Genomic DNA, 18,141 nt, shown 5'->3' on the forward strand with positions numbered 1-18,141 from the left:
TAGCCTTAAGAAAATAATAAGGCGTAAATCATGGGGACAATTTCACAGCGTAAATTAGCCGATGGAACCATACGCTTTCGGGCTGAAATTAGAATAAGCCGTAAAGGGTTTGCAAATTTCAAGGAAAGTAAGACGTTTAGTTCTATGCGACTCGCTCAAAAATGGCTTGCAATGCGTGAAGAGGAAATCGAAGAAAATCCAGATATTTTATTAGGTAGATCGGATGTGACGAATATCACTTTAGCCAATGCCATAGACAAATATCTTGATGAAGTTGGCAGTGAATATGGTCGTACTAAAACCTATTGTCTTCGCCTAATTCAGAAATTTCCAATAGCGCAATATATTATCACAAAAATTAAGCCAGCCGATATTTCAGAACATGTCGCTTTGCGTAAGGCTGGATATGCTAAATTAGATTTAAAGCCGATAGCGACAAGTACGTTGCAACATGAGTTATTGCATATTCGTGGCGTATTGTCTCATGCTTCAGTCATGTGGGATGTAAATGTTGATTTGGCAGGATTTGATAAAGCAACAGCACAATTACGAAAGACTCGACAAATATCTTCTAGTGGTAAACGTGATCGCTTGCCGACAACGGCAGAGTTAAAAAAACTGACAGAATACTTTTATCGAAAATGGCAAAAGCCTGTTTACAGCTATCCCATGCATTTGATTATGTGGTTTGCAATATTTTCATGTCGTCGTGAGTCAGAAATTACTGAAATGTTATTGGCTGATTATGACGAGGATAATGAAGTATGGAAAGTACGGGATTTAAAAAATCCGAATGGCTCAAAGGGTAATCATAAAGAATTTAATGTATTAGAACCTTGCCGAAAAATGATTGAACTTTTACAGGTGAAGAGTACGCGAAAACGTATGTTGAATCGAGGATATGACAAGGATTTGCTCATTCCTCTAAGTCCTAAAACGATTGGTGGTGAATTTAGAAATGCTTGTAAAATCTTGGGAATTGAAGATTTACGTTTTCATGATTTAAGGCATGAGGGTTGTACCCGTCTTGCTGAACAAGGCTTTACAATTCCTCAAATTCAGCAAGTGAGTCTACATGATTCATGGGGGAGTCTGGAAAGATATGTATCAGTGAAAAAAAGGAAAAAGACAATAGAATTAGATGAAGTGTTCCCCCTCATTGGTGAAGAGTAACATGGTCTTGATTGGCATATTTATATTGTAGATCTAGGACATGAGCTAGATCTTTGATATGGACAAAGTACGGAGCTTTTTGGCTTTTATCTAATTTAAAGCAAGAAAATGGAAAATCTTGATTTCTTGCTTTTTCTAACATTTTTACCTTACTGAGATGAGGGTAGTAATCCTTGACTACGTCCTCTAGTTTAACTGTTGTGCTGCGGTAGCGCATAAATAAGTAATCAGATGTGGAGAGTTGCAGAGCAGCGCCATTCATGATTTTATTCCTATCATTTCGGTTGATGTGCTCACTGTAAATTTAATGGAATTTAAAAAGTAGAGTGGTGCGTAATTAGTAAATAACTAGCGTATCATGCTATTTAATATATTGTTATTTAATGGGATTTAAAATAGTGAATTTAGACATCATTTCTGATTTGAATGATTTAGAACAAGAAATGCTTTTCACATTTAAGTATTGGTATGACTGTGATTTTGAGGCTGATATTACGCATCCTTCATATGCAGCAGCTAGAGATAAAATCATACTGAGAATGCAACAAAATGATTTCTTAAAGAACCCACTTAGAGTGACAGTACTTCCACAGTTTTCAAATGATCCTAGTTTTAAGCCTAATCAAATATATGATTTTTTTATAAAAATCGATTTACTAAAAAGTGAAAGAAGTAATTTATCTTCAAGAACTTGTAAACAACGGTACTCCGAAATTTTAATGGCATATGTAGATACAATGGGGACTTACTATTATTGTTCTAACATTGGATTAGCAAGAAAAGTGAGTGCAATTCGTGCAGTTAGGGCGCGCTATGATAAAAAATTATTACCTAGGCGTGAAATTTTATACAGTGTTTTACGTGAGCAATGTGCTTTAAATGGGTGTAAGTGGAAGAGCTTGAATCAGGCTGTAACTTCAATAATTCCGACATTGATAAAAGAATTTGAAAAATTTGATGTTGATTGGTTGAAAGTCTTAATTAAGGAAAAAGAAGAAGAGTTGAGAGAGGTCATAAGCGATGGGTATAAGCGTCGTAAAGTATTATCCGATAAAAAGGCTAGGCAAGTAAAAGAATTACAAGAAGAAATTGAAAATCTAACAAGCATTCTAAATTCGAAAAACCCCTCCGTTGCATTAAAGCATTTTGGCTACAATATGCCATATAACAATACTGACTACATGGAGGAAACAATTATCCACGAGTTAAGAAAAAATCACGATTTATTGAAAGAAATTATAATTCCAAAAAATGAAAGTTAAATAAGAGGGAATCACATTTTTACTGTTACACCCAATTATCCCCCATATAGATTAGGGCGGAGTGATGCTTATTACTGCACTGTCTTTATTGGATCACTATCAGATTCTACAACTCTAACTTCCCCGCATAAAGTTCACTGAGCTCACCTTGTGTTTTTGAAAGTATTGCCAGCAAAAGTAGCCTATTTTGACCTAACAGAGCTAAGAGGATTTTTGCCCTAAAAAAATTCAATCGACATTTAAAAATTGAACAGTTGTGTTTGATTTTTGGGACTAATGGCCTCTCTGATTTTTTGAATAATAGCTATAAATAGTGTGATTTTTGATTTGTAAAATATGATTATTATGATAAAAAGTGCTGAATAACATTTCAATTAAAATTTTATAAGTACTGTATATAGAGGGTTTTAATGAGGATAACTCCAAATTTATCTAAAATTTCAAAAGAACAAATGTATGATTTACTTAGAGCTCGATATAGAAAGACTTATGATGAAGCCAAGCAAGAGGGGGGGGATCAGAATATTCTCATTTTTAGGGAATCAATTGATGTCATTCAGCTCTATGATTGGTGGCTGTTAAATATCAAGAATGATGAGGTGATGAGTAAAAGAAGATTTGAAAAAATGGACTTTAGTCGTAAAGAACAGTTCTTAAAAAATGTTGGTTCTTTGCAATATGCATCTGGATTATTGCCTGAATGGCATGGATTGGAGATACCAGCATTTAGAAAATTTGTACAATATTTGATGGAACCTGAGGTTCAAGGCGGGTGGGAAAATCAGGCAAATCTTGTTATGTGGTTTAATCAGTTTTTTCAACAAAATAAATTTTGTATGAGCAGCCCTCAGGATTTTAGTTCAATTCCTTATGAGTTCTTGGCACAGGTTTATTATGAAATATCTGAGAATTTAAAACCAAAAATAAGAACTGATGAAACGATTAAAGAAACCTTTGTCTTGTCAGATGAAGAAGAAAATTATTTTCAGTATTTCAAAGACACATTAGATCGAAATGGGCAAGTGTACGTCATGTGTTTGGACATTAATCTGTATGCACCTTCCGATGATTGTTCAGACAGTTACACCAGCTTATTCAAAGTACTAAAAGGCAAAATTAATGCTATACGCCAGTTGATTGCTCAAACTGGGAATTTACAAAGTTACTTATTAAAATTAGAGCCGATGCAAAAAGCTGGAATAAATTTGCATTGTATATTGATGTTTAATTGTAAACATTCGAATTTCTCAGAAGATGGGATCATTGCTCAATTAGATAAGAAAATGAAACAGGAGGCTGGTCTGTCTGCTGAAAGTTACACCTTAGAAAACTGGAATAATCATCTGCGTGATTATCACCATAAAAATGCCGTGGGTTTAATAAAGAAGGGTAAGGGCAATGAGCTTTCACTTTATTATTGTTGGTACTGGGTTTACAGCTATTTTTTTTCTGTAGACCAAGTCATAAGCCTGAACATAGATGGCTATGATAGTAACTATGATATTTTTAAGGCTCCCTCAAATCAGTCTTTAATGTCTCAAGGGGCATTATTGCAAAAAGATATAACAAAACAGTTCACATTTAATGAGCTTTTAACACTTTCTAAGTGCAATAAAAGCTATGATTACCAGCACCTCCCTCAAATAGCCCAAAATTATCTCGATAAAGTTGCATTGATGGATTTACGTTCTGTTTTACTTCCTATCAGTCACAAGGATAAGATTCCACTTAACAGCTTACTTTATTTGATTGAGCTTTTCTGCGAGACGTTGAAAACGGTTCCAGCAAAACTATTCAACATAGTAATAACACCAGCCAGTTCTGATAAGAATCGTTCTCCCAAATTTTATAGCGATAGCCTGACGCGTTTAGGGCGTATATGGTTTGGTCTTTTCAAACACTTAAAAAAGGTGGATTATCCTTTCTTTCAAATAGGAACCTCTGATTTTGAGTCGCAAAATAGAATTGACTTTGGTAGTTTCTTTTTTGGTCACAAACAGGAATTATTGAGTCTGGATGATCAGCCAATAAATCCTGAAACAATTCAAAAGTATGAAGAGATATTAAGAAGTTTTAAAACAAGTCTGAATGTGAATACTTATAACAAGCAGCTTAAAGAATTAGATAAGTCATTTGAAAAATTGTCAAAATATGGTGATTATCTTTTAGAAAAGGACGTGCTTGTTCATCGATTGCATCTGAAATTTAGTCGTCTACATGGTGGTAATTTTAGCAAAAAGGAGCAATCTGCAATTTTGACAGAGTTCCTTCGTGTAGGGCGCTCAACTCAACCTTTACGTTGGTTAAGAGGATATATCCTGCGTTGGGATGAAAAAGGATTTGACGTTGGGCAAGACAAAACGTTGTATGCAGACCTAACCTTGATTTTTAATTATGACTCAGAATTACAGTCTATTGATATATATCAAAGTTTAGATTCATTTTTGAAAAGGTTTATTGACCAGCGCAATGAAAAATATCGAAATTCAGAGGATTTATCTCATAGTGGTCCTCTTGCTTTTATAAAAGCAGAGTTTGTTTACCTTCTAAAACCCTACGCTATTTGGGATGGAGTGCTCGAACTTTCGTCAAAACCCTTAAAAATTGAGACTATAGACAAAGTGACTAGGGGAGCTTTTAAAGAAAAGTATTTGCTATATATTTGTTACAAGAGTTTATTTCAACCAATTCAAGGTTGGGTGCCTAAAGAAAAAAGGCTATCACTAGGGCATAAACCTAAATCAGAGCAAGGGCTATCCTAGGTTGATGGTATTGAACCATTCTTACATTTTTCTTAAAGAAAAAAAGGTTTTAGTAAGGGGTGACTTTAGCTTGGTTGATTTATGACATATTTCTAGTATTTACAGGCTATTGTTATGCCACTAAGCAGGATTTCATAGGCAATTCTTACTGTGTTGTACAACCTGCTTAGTTGGTCTCTTATATTATTAATACATCCTAGACTCTCGATCCATAAGATACTGACTACCAAAAGAATTCAATTAATCACTGCAACCTTTCTTTCATGATGCTACTCCTCAGATATCGTTTACAGATAATTCTGTACAGGAGGGTATGAGAGTACGCAGGAAAGATTTCAAGCTTCTAAAAAAATACAGAGGTGACTCATGACATGGTTATAAACACTTTAGAGGACTAACCATGACAATCACTATACTGAATACCAAGTCTTATTCTGAAACTGAAATCCTATTTGCAGTTGAAAACTTTGTTATTAACATTCAATTGGGTGGTTTCAATCACTCTCAAAAACAAGAGTTTAAAGAGCTGCTTGAGCTATTCGATACCATTTACAATATCGACTATTGCTATGGTGACTATATCTCAGCCTTCGTAATGTTGAAATTGGATATTGACCAAATCCGTTTTGATCCAGTTGTAACGCAACTAGATAATTATGATTTCGTTTTAGAATTCAATGATGAACAATTAGCATTTTATGAAAAGATGCTCAAAATGCTGAAAGGGGAAATTGAGCGGGATTTACATCAGTTTAGGCTGCAAGAAAAGGACAATAAAGAAAGCTTACTGGAATATATTGAACAGATATTTAATCACCATACGAAGGAGCTTATTGTTCGTGTTGACTTGGGATATTTAAACGATTCAAAACAGCAAATCACCATAGAGCAATTCTATCGGCATTTTGAAATCATGCGTAATCGCCTTTCTAACCAAGATACCTTCTTTAGCAATCTTCATGGATATTCATGGGCAATTGAACAAGGGAAGGAGCGGGGTTATCACGTACATCTATTACTTATGTATGATGGAACCAAAGTACAGAATGGCTCTTATTATGCGCAGCGTGTAGGGGAGAAATGGCAACAGATTACTCAAGGGCATGGTAGCTATTTTAACCTCCATAGCAAGGACTACATTAATAAACTACGCATGGCAGGCTGTGATATTGGTATCGGGATGGTATCGAGAAACAATGAGGGTGACTGGGAAAAAGTGGTTACTGTAATTGAATATCTGACAGACCCCGCTAAGGACGAACAGCGTCTCAGAGTAAAATGTTTTAGGAACATGCAAACTTTTGGGAAAGGGCAGTTTGAGAATAGCAAGCGTAGAGGGATCAAGTAACGCAAGTTAAAATTTTTGACTTATACATTATTAGCTAAAAAGCTATTTTCTTATTCTAAGGAATTGAGCTACTACTAGCTCGATTCCTATAGTTAAGAATAAAAACACTTTAATTAGGTATTAATAAGTGAGATTGGTATAAGCGAATCTACGGTAAATATAATTTAAATTACATTTAGATTCAATAATTTATATTGCTATGTATTGTTTATATATTTTAGAATTCTACAATAATATTATTTTGTGAAGCTAATTTAATGACAATATGTGCTGCATGGATTAAAAAAAATGGAAATTCTGAAGAATTGGTTTTCGTAACTGATAGTAGATTGAGAGCTTTTGGATCGTGGGATTGTAATCCTAAGATTTACACTTTTTCTAGAAGTGACTGTGCAATGTGCTTTTCTGGAGATACAAGCTTTTCATATCCTATGATGATCCAGTTAAAAAATGAAATTGAGCTAAATCCGAAGATTAAAAATCGGTATCAACATCTATCTACTTTCAAAGCAGTGATATTGAAAACATTAAATGAAATGTTGTTGTATAAAAGTGATTATGAAATTCCATCTGTAGAGTTTTTATTTGGTGGTTATTGCTGGCATAAGCAAGAGTTTAAACTATGGAAATTTATATATCAAAAAGATATTAAAAAATTTACATATCAGCCAATTAAATTTTGGAAAGGAGTTAAAAGTAAAATTCTAGTTTCTTTTAGTGGAGATTATCTTGATGAAGCAAAAGAGAAATTAATTAACCTTCTTAAAGAGAGGAATAAACTTGAAAGTGGTTCATTAGATATGGAACCATTAGAAGTAATTAGAGATATGCTTCTAGATCCTAATGCAAGAACTAAATTTAATTGCATCGGTGGAGCCCCACAAATGGTAAAAGTTTATAAAAGTTTGAATAGAGTATCATTTGGAGTGAAATGGAAAATAGAGGGTAAAGAGGTAATAACCTTATTTGGTAGACCGATTAAGACTTTTAGAAGTATGCCGTTGCCTGTAATTGACCCTATAACTTTAAAGTACTCCAATACTAATTCTTATAGTTGAAACTGGCTTTGTTGCACAAACCTATCTCTAAAGGCTTATTCCACAATATAATTCTCAAATGAATAAGCCCACACCTAAAATCTATCGTACAACCAATTGGTCTTCTTATAACAGTGCATTAATAAATCGAGGAAATCTCTCAATTTGGTTTGATCCCAAGACTCAATGGTACGCTCAACCCAAAGGTAAACATGGTCGAAATCAAACTTATTCAGATACAGCCATCCAATGCTGTTTAATGATCAAATCCTTATTTCGTCTTTCTTTACGCATGGTCACTGGCTTTGTGCAAAGTCTCATTCATCTTTGTAGATTAGATTGGACAGCACCAGACTATTCCACCATCTGCAGAAGACAAAAGCATATTGATATTGCAATTAACTATCAAAAAAGCAGTAATGGTCTCCAGCTACTCGTCGATTCTACTGGCTTAAAGTTTCTAGGCGAAGGTGAATGGAAGCGTAAGAAACACCAACCTGAATATCGTCGCCAATGGCGTAAACTTCATATTGGTATAGATGCTGAAACCCTTCAAATACGCGCTATTCAACTCACTACAAATAATGTGAGTGATTCACAAGTGCTTGGTGATTTACTCGATCAGATTCCACAAGATGAGCAGATTGACTCTTGATCCTAGACAGTATCGTGGACAACCAGCCCCTCTAAACTTTTAATATATTTCTGTTCAAAGGCTTCTGGACTTAACCAGCCGTTTGCAGAATGTCTTCTGACCCGATTGTAATAAATTTCAATATAGTCAAACAAGACAGCATTCGCTTCTTTTCGAGTCGAAAACACACTGCCATGTACCACATGACCTTTTAATGTATGAAAGAAGCTTTCAGTCACTGCATTATCCCAACAGTTTCCACGTCTAGACATACTCTGAGTACAATCATTTTTCAGTAACAGCGCTCTAAAATCACGACTACAGTACTGTGAGCCTTGGTCCGAATGAACCATAACACCAGTTGGATAACCCTGACGAGCCATTGCATAGTTAAACGTATCACACACCAACTGGCGGTCTATTCGATGGCTGGTTTGCCACCCCACGATACGACGGCTAAATAAATCTAGCATCACACATAAATACAACCAACCTTCTTTAGTGCGGATATAGGTAATGTCTGTTGTCCAGACTTTATTAGGCTGAGTAACTGTAAATTGGCGATCCAACAAGTTGGGTGCTGTAGGCAAACGATGGGTTGAATCAGTCGTATGCTTGTATTTACGTGCAATCCTGCTACGTAAACCAAGCTTTTTTAGCATCCTTCCAATAGTACGTTCGCTCATGTTGTAACCTAAATCATGCATGTCATGTACTAATGAAGGTGCACCCAATCGTGCATGATGCTGCCAATATACGGCTTTTAAGTCATTATATTTCTGTGCCGTATTGGCTTGACGTTTTCGCCAGGCATAATAGCCTGAAGTGCTGACACCTAGGTATTTACAGGCAGAAGATACGGTGACTTCATTCATATCTAGATCTTGAATTACCGTGTACTTTTCTTGGCATGATCTGTTAGAAAGTACACATGCGCTTTTTTTAAGATGTCATTGGCTTCCTTGAGCTGTTTGACTTCTTTCTCTAATTCCACGATCCGCTGTTGTTCTGGTGAAAGTTGACGTTTGCTTGAACCTGCCGGATTGGTTTCACGAATCCATTTATCTAATGTTGAATAACCCACACCTAATTTCTGGGCGATTGCAGCTACAGACTCGTGTGAGTTTGAAAGTGCATAATCAATCGCTTGCTGTTTAAATTCGGGACTAAAACGTTTAGCCATTTCTTGAATCTCCAAAGATTAAAGTTACGTTATCTTTAGAGGGACGTGCTGTCCATTATTTTGTCTAGGATCATCTGTCTATACTGATGGGGCTTATGACACCAAGCAATGCCGTCAAGTAATTGCAGACCGACAAGCACATGCGGTGATTCCGCCAAGAAAAAATGCGAAACCTTGGAAAGATACAAAGACCAGCTCGCTAGAGCGAAATGAATTACTTCGAACAGTTAAACGTTTAGGAAGAACAATATGGAAAAATTGGTCAGGCTATCATCGGCGAAGTTTGGTTGAAACTAAGATGCATTGCATCAAATTATTAGGCGATAAACTCCGTGCGAGAAACTTTCAAAGCCAAGTCAATGAGATTCATGCACGTGTGGCCGTATTAAATAAATTTACAGATTTAGGCCGACCTCACACCCAAGTTGCCACTTAAATTTAGATAACTTGGAAGAAGTTTAGCTTTTGAATGTTTGTGCAACAAAGCCGTTGAAACTTAAAAAATCAGCTTTTAACTACTTTTTACGTTGGAATGGCTTTGTTGCACAAACCTATCTGTAAAGGGTTTTTCAGCGATATAATTTTCAAATGAAGAAGCCTACACACAAAATCTACCGCACAACCAATTGGCCCGCATATAACCGAGCACTTATGAGTCGCGGAAATATTGCCATTTGGTTTGATCCTGCTACGCAATGGTATGCGCCATCAAAAGGCAAACAAGGGCGAAATCAAACCTACTCCGACGCAGCCATCCAATGCTGCTTAATGATTAAATCCTTATTCCGTCTGTCTTTACGTATGGTTACTGGCTTTGTGCAAAGTCTGATTAAACTTTGCGGATTAAATTGGATAGCTCCAGATTACACCACGCTTTGTAGAAGACAAAAGCATATTGATATTGTAATCAGCTACCAAAAAAGTAGCGATGGGCTGCATCTACTCATGGACTCTACAGGCATGAAGTTTCTAGGTGAGGGCGAATGGAAACGCAAGAAACATGGACCTGAATATCGTCGCCAATGGCGTAAACTTCATATTGGTATAGATGCTAAAACCCTACAAATACGAGCAGTTTAGCTTACAACCAATAATGTCAGTGATTCACAGGTGCTTGGTGATTTACTTAATCAGATTCCACAAGATGAGCGGATTGACTCTGTTTATACCGATGGAGCTTATGACACCAAGCAATGCCGTCAGGTCATTGCAGATCGGCAAGGGCATGCGGTGATTCCACCTAGAAAAAATGCGAAACCATGGAAAGATACAAAGAGTAGCTCGCTAGAGCGAAATGAATTACTTCGAACAATTAAACGTTTAGGCAGGACACTATGGAAAAAATGGTCAGGCTATCATCGGCGAAGTTTGGTTGAAACTAAGATGCATTGCATCAAATTATTAGGAGATAAACTCAGTGCAAGGAGTTTTGATAGCCAAGTGAATGAGATCCATGCACGTGTAGCAGTCCTTAACAGATTTACGGAATTAGGTCGACCACTTACCCAAGTTACGCCTTAAATTTGGCTCAATTAGGGGCGCTTTGCATTTCAAATCTTTGTGCAACAAAGCCCGTTGGAATAAGTATTTAAGTTGAGAAGAATTTAACTCAAATTTAAACTGACAGATACATTAAAAATTGGGTAACTGTCAGATCGGGTTTGAGCTAGTGCATTTTATACACTATCTTTTTCGAGTTTTTGTTTATTTATAAAAAGATTTTCTTTGAATTCTTCAGTGAAAATTTTCTTTGATGATTTCTCCATAAGTTCATACAGTTCAATTTTCTCTTTAATATTTTCCGAGTGATCAATATTTCCATCAAAAATAATTGTTCTGATAGCATATTTCCCATAATCAGGCGAATTTATCATTAATCCCCCCAATAATTTTGCCATTTTTTCATTATCATCAAAATTTCTTTTGAGGCAACGGTTAGTACTGCTTACCAATAGATCTACTATTTGTAGTCCTTTAGATGTTTTTGAATCTGTAAATGAAAAATCTTTAGCTAATAGAGGTTGTAAGCTAATTGGTCTCATAAAATTTTTCCATACAGAAATATCAATTTCGCGTAGTTTTGCTTCATTTTCTAATTTTTTAGAATTATGCTTAGTATTAAAAGAGTGAAAAAAATAACTAAAATTATTACTTTCTTCGTATACTAGCCTCATTGGATTTCGTAGAGATGCACTAACAGCAATACTTAAATATAAAGATTGAAATACTTTTTCAAAGGAGTTTTCCTCGGGTTTGATTCCTTTTTGGTCTATTCTCCATTTAAATGATGATAAAGACTCTGGGGAATGTTTTGCATAAAAATTCAAAACTTTTTCTACTAAACCTACAATTAAATAGCATTGCATGTAAACTTGCTGAAATAATTGAAGACTGAGACTATCTGTGAGATTAATAACATTCATCACGAATTCAAGCTGATCCCCTTTAATTTTTTCAATTTCAATGTATCTTTTCATACTTTCGATAACATTGTTTTTTGCTTGAACTATTGTTTCAGACTCATTCAGAGATATATTAGTAACTAATGCTTCAAATGTACAATTTAAAGATACTAGTTTGGCAATAAACGATTCAAAAGGTTTTGAGGTACAGTCAGGTCTTGGTCTTTTGATTTCATCTTCATTTTGTATACCTAGAGATTCTTTAAGATCCGTTAAAGCTCTTTCTACTTGATCTATCGCTTCATCAGGCACGCAAAGTGCACCAACTGTGCTACATGAATTATTTTCAGTGGGTAGAAATACACCAGATTCATCAATAAAAATATACATTTCTTAGTTTTAAATAAAAATATGAGTTATTAGTTTTATATTTAAAAAAGATAAATATCAACATTAAAACTTATCAATTATTTAATTGTATTAAATATCTTGCATATTAGGCTTCTTGCTTAAGTGTACTTTTAGCTAATTTTTAACTAACTAAAATCTTATGAATTAAAGGCTCTGATTGTCTGTTTTTTGACAAAAGCTAAAGTTCAAATGTGAATTTCTAAAATTAAAATAGTACATCTTATAAGAAAGTTGATGAATTTATTATATAAATCAATGCTGTATTCCTAAATTCACCTTATTTATGGCTAATTGCTTTTCTTCCTAATTCTTCACGTTCACTATATTTAAATAATGTTCCAGCAGTTTTGTAAGTAGAACTAAAATTTAGAAATTGAGTTATGTTGTCTTGTAAGTAGCTAATAAATATATAGAAATACAAAACAAGCCGTATTCATAACTATCTGAATTGACTTCAATCCCCCTCACCATTATTCTTAGCATGCTGACCTACATTGTCAGTCGGTTTTAGCAGACCGATCCATCTAGCGTATCAGGTACTTATATTCTTCCTGAGTATAAGTCTTGTGCGAAACCTTCTCGTCCCCCTTTGCGGTAGAACGGGAGGGGGACGCGTTCGCGCGTGCTGATACTAGATGATCAGTCTGCTAACCCCCTTTCGTTCTGCCACCATAATCAAATAGCAGTGATTTGGCAGAACTTCTATTACATCTAGGAGTCCGTCATGGTCATTCAAAACATCCCCTTACTGTACTGAATTCTATTTCAAACAGCTGACTTTTCATCAAGCAGCTGATGGGATTTATTCGTCTCATTTTATTCAGATTCGCACATCTTCCTGACTCGGGAGTACGCGTCGTTGTGCCTTAAATTTTGATTTCAATACAGAACAATATCAGAGGGGAGCTTTATGAGAATTCAAACATTCAGCATGCTTGCTGTATTCCTTTTACCTATTTTATCTGCCTGTTCATCTACGGATAGCAAAGACCGTAAAGCCTATATCGAACAATGCATGTATCCAAACGCTGCCATTAAAACCGCAGTGGAAAGTGAAGCAACCTGTGGCTGTCGCTATGACAGCATTCGTGAACAATACGGCAAGCCATTCTTTACTGTACCGATCACCAATGATGAAGACAGACGTCGTCTGGACTTTGCTAGAGGTTATACCGTGGGCAAATGCAGAGGTTAGGAACATGCAAAACAAAAAATTACTTCTCATCATTGCTGTTGCTCTGCTTGCAGGCTGTAGCTCCAAACAAGAGAAAGCTTGTCAGGAAGAAGCCAATGTGGCTGAAACTGTGATGCAGGCACGCTTGACCTACGGTGGTTTTGCCGAAGCGACTTATATGCTCGCAGGCGATAACGATGAGCTGAGAGAGCAACTCAGACCGATGATTCATGATGCCTTCGAATATAGTCGAGGTGGGACAGCAACTTTCGAAAAAACCAAACAAGTCTTCAAAGATAAATATTACCAACAATGCATGGACAGACCAGCACCTTGATGTGAATGCCTAAGCATATGGGGAATAGGGGTAAGAGATAAAATGAAAAAGATCATGATGTTGGCAACCATAGCCATGTTGACGGTCGGTTGTGATAAGCAACCAGAAGTAGCACAAGCGCAGAATAATGCAGTGAAAACCGAAGCAGTCAAAGCAAAGGCTCAAACAGATAAACTGACCGAGAAAGAATTACAGGACTTGGAGTCCTTGGAAAAATCGCCTAGTGAAGAAACGGCAGCTACCGCAGGCTATTATCTCAGTAATTTGGAAGTGACACCCGTTACGGAAATAAGAGAATTTATTGCCAAAGGCTGGGATGAATGGGAAACACTGAATAGACAGGAAGCGGAGAAGGATGAACAACAAGCGCCATCTGACCAAGGCGATGCTTCAATGCAATATCGTATTGAAATCAAGAATCAGGTCTTTGGTGGAAAGCATGAGGTTGAAACTGCCTATCTACATTTAATTTCATTGTCCGACAGCATTACACTGGATCGAGTGGTGGTGAATCGGGGTAACTGTAAAGCGGATTACCGTGATGGTGCCAATCCTATTCTGTACGGTAAAACCATGCGCTTCTTCTTGAATTGTGATCCACGGAATGTCAGAGAAGTGGTTGCAGTACTCAAGGATGGACGTGAAATTGTGATGTCACCACAATAAACTGAAGGTTGTGTTTATTCCACATACACACCACGCATTATAATGTTGAGTTGTTGAAGTTTTTGAGCGGATTGAAAGAAATTTCACTTATATAACATAAAGATGAATCAATAGACTGAATGTGTTCATTGAGCCTATTACACAGGATTTAATAAGCACATTCACAAGACCAATCTGAATCAGGTTGCTGGACTTCATTCCAATTAAGGGATGGGGCCCAGCAACCTTTTTGTTTATAAGGACAAAACTCATGGCACATCAACTTGAACAAATGGCGTATGTAGGCGAAACCCCTTGGCATGGACTAGGCAACCCACTCACGCAAAACCAACCGATTGAAGTCTGGGCACAGCAGGCAGGCATGGACTGGCGCATTGAATCTTCCAATGTCAGTTATATGGCACAAAATGAACGAGGGCAAAGTATCATCATGCCCTATGAAGAACAGCGAGTGCTTTATCGTTCAGATACCCATGCACCTTTATCTGTAGTCAGCCAACGCTTTCAGGAAGTTCAGCCTCGTGAAATTTTAGAATTCTATCGAGACTTAACTGAGCAATCAGGTTTTGAACTGGAAACCGCAGGCGTACTTAAAGGCGGTAAGAAATTCTGGGCATTGGCACGTACAGGACAAACCTCTACCTTAAAGGGTAAAGATGTCAGCAATGGTTATATTCTCTTAGCAACCGCTTGTGATGGCACTCTTGCCACGACGGCACAATTCACCTCGATCCGTGTGGTGTGTAACAACACTTTGGCGATAGCCCTAAAAGGACAAAACAGCAGTGCAGGCGTGGTTAAAGTGCCACATAGTACCAAGTTCGATGCAGAGAAGATTAAACAGCAATTGGGTATTTCAGTGCGTGCATGGGAAGAGCACATGTATGAAATGAAACAATTGAGTCAACGTAAAGTCACTCAACAAGAAGCAGCAGCCTACTTTGATTCCGTGTTTAACAATACCAGCCTCAGCCCAATGGAACAGGATGAAGGCATTATTGAGTTTTATCGTAATGTCGCCACACAAGCCAACTCACCCACCAAAGCAGAAAACAAGACTGAACCGAATGGCCGTGCCATGTCAAAAGTCATGAGCATGTTTAATGGGCAGGGGCGTGGAGCAGAACTCAGTTCAGCCAAAGACACGGCTTATGGCTTACTGTGCTCGATCACAGAGTTTGCTGATCACGAACGTCGTGCCATGAGTCAGGATCATCGACTTGATTCTGCTTGGTTCGGTGCAGGTGCAGGCTTAAAGCAACGTGGCCTAGAACAAGCTTTACGCATGATTGCCTGAGCCTCATCAACGAGCAGACTCACTTACCAACCTAACGCTCAAATACACCTATAGCCACGTCTTCGGATGTGGCTTTTTTATGCCCGAAATTTACAAAATAGGAAATCATCATGAATACAGCACTAAACACGCCTCTGAATCTAACACCGAATCCAATGGTTAATATCCATGCCAATCGTCCCAAACTGTTTACTGCCAAACGCTTTGTGGATACCAAAAAACTTAGCCAAGCCGAGTGGTTAGAAGTACGTCGGCAAGGCATCGGTAGTAGTGACTGTGCCGCAGCCTGTGGACTCAATCCCTATATGTCGATGCTCGAACTGTGGATGATTAAAACAGGGCGGATTCAACAAAACATCGAAGATGAAAGCGAGGGACATGCACCCTTGTACTGGGGTAAACAGCTTGAACCTTTAGTGGCTGAATACTACAGCATGCATACTAACTATAAAGTCCGTCGGATCAATGCTGTGTTACAACATCCCGATCCAGACAAACATTTCATGTTAGCCAACTTAGATTATTCTGTGGTGGGTGTTGCCGATGTGCAGATATTGGAATGTAAAACCGCAGGGGAATATGGCGCAAAACTTTGGCGAGATGGGGTGCCTTTATACGTGTTGTGTCAGGTACAACATCAATTGGCGGTGACAGGCAAGCAAGCTGCACATATCTGTGTCTTAATCTGTGGGCATGAAACCCGAATCTTTAAAGTGACACGTTCAGAATCGGTGATTCAACATATTATCAATGCAGAGCGTTACTTCTGGGAATGTGTGGAAAAGGATACGCCACCTGAAGCGGATGCCAGTGAATCGGCAGCAAAAGCCTTACAGCTCCTCTATCCTGAACATGTGCCTCTCAGTACCACGGATCTTTCAGAGGATGAACAAGCCAATCAACAGTTTGAACAACTGCTTCAAGCTCGAAGCCAAATTGAAAAGCATCAAGAGCAGTTCGATCTGCTGAAGCATCAGCTACAAGCCAAGATGCAAATTGCCGAACGGGCCGTGTTTACGACAGGTTCAGTGACATGGAAAAAGGCTAAAGACTCGATCAGTTTAGACAGTAAAGCCTTACTCAAATCACACCCCGAATACCTCAACCAGTTCCCACAAACTAAACAAGGTTCACGACGTTTCAATATCTACAGCAAGGATGATTGAAGCTGCTTTAGCCTAAGTGTAATTCACAAGCGGAACATCAAACTCCACTCAACAATCCCATGCCTCAGTGCATGGGATTTTTTTATAGCAATTTCATTTTAAGCAGATACAGAAACCCATTTAAACAGAAGAGGAAAACACCATGATCAAAGGTCTAGCCATCACACCGCCTATTCTAGGGCGAATCAGTATTGGTAAGGTGGTCGAAAAGAACGGTAAACGACTCCCTGAAAAAGATGATCAATTCACCATTACCAGTCAAATTCAAAGTAAGGAGGGATGGGTTAAACATCCGCTTGACGAACAACTCCGAGCCCAAATATCTAATCAAAAACTCAGAAGTATTCCAGTACGGATGATCTTCAATGATCCTGATTTAAATCTCAGAGCGGAATACACCTTATTTGACCGTCAGACAGGGCGACCTGTCTGTGTCGGCAATGGTCAAACTTGCCAACGTCTGACCAATCAAGGGGTAGAACAACATCCATGCCCATCACCTGATTTATGTCCATTGGCACAAGGGGGGCACTGTAAGCCTTTCGGCAGACTTCATGTGAACTTAGATGAATCGGATGAACTCGGTACATTTATCTTTAGAACCACAGGCTTTAACAGCATCCGTACTTTGGCAGCACGACTGAGTTATTACCATGCTGCATCGAATGGTTTGTTGTCATGTCTACCGTTACAACTGACCTTAAGAGGCAAGTCCACCACACAAAGTTATCGTACACCTGTGTATTACGTGGATTTAACGCTTAGGGATGGTGTTAATCTGCAACAGGCAATTCAGATGGCGCAAGACATTGATCAACAAAGTAAAGCATCAGGCTTTAATCAAAATGCCTTAGATGTAACAGCACGATTAGGTTTCGCCAATGCACAGTTTGAGGTGAATGTGGAGGAGGGATTGGATTTGGTGGAGGAGTTTTATAATGAGGAAAATCAAGAGGTAAAAGCTGAACAAGCACAGGCTGAAATTGCAACGAGAACCAAAGTAAAGCTTAAGCCGAATCAATGTGAGGGTTTTGTGCAGGATATGCAGAAAGGGTTAGAGGGGAGTGTGAGGGCGGTGAATTAATATTAAATTAAATATCAGTGATATAGAGGTTGTGGTTTTATCTCACTGATATTTTTTTGCTTTGAAATAATAAACTTTAATGATTTATGTAGATTGATAAAGATAGTCTATTATTCAAGCGGATGATATATAGAAAATATCATTGACTTTCTTGAGATGATTAGTCTGGAATTCTAACATCATGCATTTTATAAATTTAGGGGCT

14 protein-coding genes and 3 pseudogenes are annotated in these 18,141 nt (G+C 37.5%); 14 read left to right on the top strand and 3 right to left on the bottom strand.

Annotated elements, in window-relative coordinates; translation table 11 throughout:
- Positions 1-30 precede the first annotated feature (30 nt).
- Positions 31-1,173, top strand: coding sequence for a tyrosine-type recombinase/integrase (locus MN200_RS02810; protein ID WP_058868933.1), 1,143 nt, complete (start codon positions 31-33; stop codon positions 1,171-1,173).
- Here MN200_RS02810 and MN200_RS02815 read toward each other — a convergent pair.
- On the bottom strand, positions 1,157-1,435 hold the full coding sequence (locus tag MN200_RS02815; protein ID WP_058868934.1) for a pyocin activator PrtN family protein: 279 nt from the start codon (positions 1,433-1,435) through the stop codon (positions 1,157-1,159). The two genes, MN200_RS02810 and MN200_RS02815, sit on opposite strands and share 17 nt — an antisense overlap.
- 136 nt (positions 1,436-1,571) lie before the next feature.
- Here MN200_RS02815 and MN200_RS02820 point away from each other — a divergent pair, with 136 nt between their 5' ends.
- From MN200_RS02820 to MN200_RS02840, 5 genes and pseudogenes are all read left to right on the top strand, one after another.
- A complete protein-coding gene (locus tag MN200_RS02820; protein ID WP_058868938.1) occupies positions 1,572-2,435 on the top strand; it encodes a hypothetical protein in 864 nt (287 codons plus the stop codon).
- 410 nt (positions 2,436-2,845) lie between these two features.
- Positions 2,846-5,197: a hypothetical protein gene (locus tag MN200_RS02825; RefSeq protein WP_114392479.1), complete on the top strand. Its 2,352-nt coding sequence runs from the start codon at positions 2,846-2,848 to the stop codon at positions 5,195-5,197.
- Positions 5,198-5,597: 400 nt separating this feature from the next.
- A complete protein-coding gene (locus tag MN200_RS02830; protein WP_058868935.1) occupies positions 5,598-6,545 on the top strand; it encodes an inovirus-type Gp2 protein in 948 nt (315 codons plus the stop codon).
- Between the two features lie 257 nt (positions 6,546-6,802).
- Positions 6,803-7,603 carry a hypothetical protein gene (locus MN200_RS02835; protein WP_058870701.1) on the top strand — a complete coding sequence of 267 codons (801 nt, stop codon included), beginning with the start codon at positions 6,803-6,805 and terminating at the stop codon, positions 7,601-7,603.
- 58 nt (positions 7,604-7,661) lie between these two features.
- Positions 7,662-8,234: pseudogene (locus MN200_RS02840) on the top strand (IS5-like element ISAha1 family transposase); the annotation flags it as partial.
- Between the two features lie 5 nt (positions 8,235-8,239).
- Here MN200_RS02840 and MN200_RS02845 read toward each other — a convergent pair.
- Positions 8,240-9,399, bottom strand: a protein-coding gene (locus MN200_RS02845; protein ID WP_087514482.1) for an IS3 family transposase whose coding sequence is annotated in 2 segments (ribosomal slippage) — positions 8,240-9,165 and positions 9,165-9,399 — 1,161 coding nt in all. Because the reading frame shifts where the segments join, the coding sequence is not laid out codon by codon here.
- 73 nt (positions 9,400-9,472) lie between these two features.
- Between MN200_RS02845 and MN200_RS02850 the strand changes: the two are divergent.
- Together MN200_RS02850 and MN200_RS02855 are read left to right on the top strand one after the other, a co-directional pair.
- Positions 9,473-9,835, top strand: a pseudogene (locus MN200_RS02850) (IS5 family transposase); the annotation flags it as partial.
- 152 nt (positions 9,836-9,987) lie between these two features.
- Positions 9,988-10,920: pseudogene (locus tag MN200_RS02855) on the top strand (IS5 family transposase).
- Between the two features lie 155 nt (positions 10,921-11,075).
- Here MN200_RS02855 and MN200_RS02860 read toward each other — a convergent pair.
- Positions 11,076-12,191, bottom strand: a complete 1,116-nt coding sequence (locus tag MN200_RS02860) for a DUF3800 domain-containing protein (protein WP_058870477.1) — start codon at positions 12,189-12,191, stop codon at positions 11,076-11,078.
- Positions 12,192-13,122: 931 nt separating this feature from the next.
- On the opposite strand from MN200_RS02860, the gene MN200_RS02865 reads away from it, so the two are divergent.
- The 6 genes from MN200_RS02865 (at position 13,123) to MN200_RS02890 (ending at position 17,936) form a co-directional block, all read left to right on the top strand.
- Positions 13,123-13,407 (top strand): hypothetical protein, encoded by a 285-nt coding sequence (locus tag MN200_RS02865; protein ID WP_058870476.1) that lies wholly within the window; start codon positions 13,123-13,125, stop codon positions 13,405-13,407.
- A gap of 4 nt (positions 13,408-13,411) precedes the next feature.
- Positions 13,412-13,723 carry a hypothetical protein gene (locus MN200_RS02870; RefSeq protein WP_058870475.1) on the top strand — a complete coding sequence of 104 codons (312 nt, stop codon included), beginning with the start codon at positions 13,412-13,414 and terminating at the stop codon, positions 13,721-13,723.
- A gap of 42 nt (positions 13,724-13,765) precedes the next feature.
- A complete protein-coding gene (locus tag MN200_RS02875; RefSeq protein ID WP_058870474.1) occupies positions 13,766-14,389 on the top strand; it encodes a hypothetical protein in 624 nt (207 codons plus the stop codon).
- A gap of 250 nt (positions 14,390-14,639) precedes the next feature.
- Positions 14,640-15,686 (top strand): DUF932 domain-containing protein, encoded by a 1,047-nt coding sequence (locus tag MN200_RS02880; protein ID WP_058870473.1) that lies wholly within the window; start codon positions 14,640-14,642, stop codon positions 15,684-15,686.
- 110 nt (positions 15,687-15,796) lie between these two features.
- Positions 15,797-16,852, top strand: coding sequence for a lambda-exonuclease family protein (locus tag MN200_RS02885; RefSeq protein WP_242760033.1), 1,056 nt, complete (start codon positions 15,797-15,799; stop codon positions 16,850-16,852).
- Between the two features lie 142 nt (positions 16,853-16,994).
- Positions 16,995-17,936 (top strand): hypothetical protein, encoded by a 942-nt coding sequence (locus tag MN200_RS02890; RefSeq protein WP_058870471.1) that lies wholly within the window; start codon positions 16,995-16,997, stop codon positions 17,934-17,936.
- Positions 17,937-18,141 lie beyond the last annotated feature (205 nt).

It is taken from the genome of Acinetobacter sp. LUNF3, from assembly GCF_022699605.1.
Lineage (GTDB): Bacteria > Pseudomonadota > Gammaproteobacteria > Pseudomonadales > Moraxellaceae > Acinetobacter > Acinetobacter johnsonii.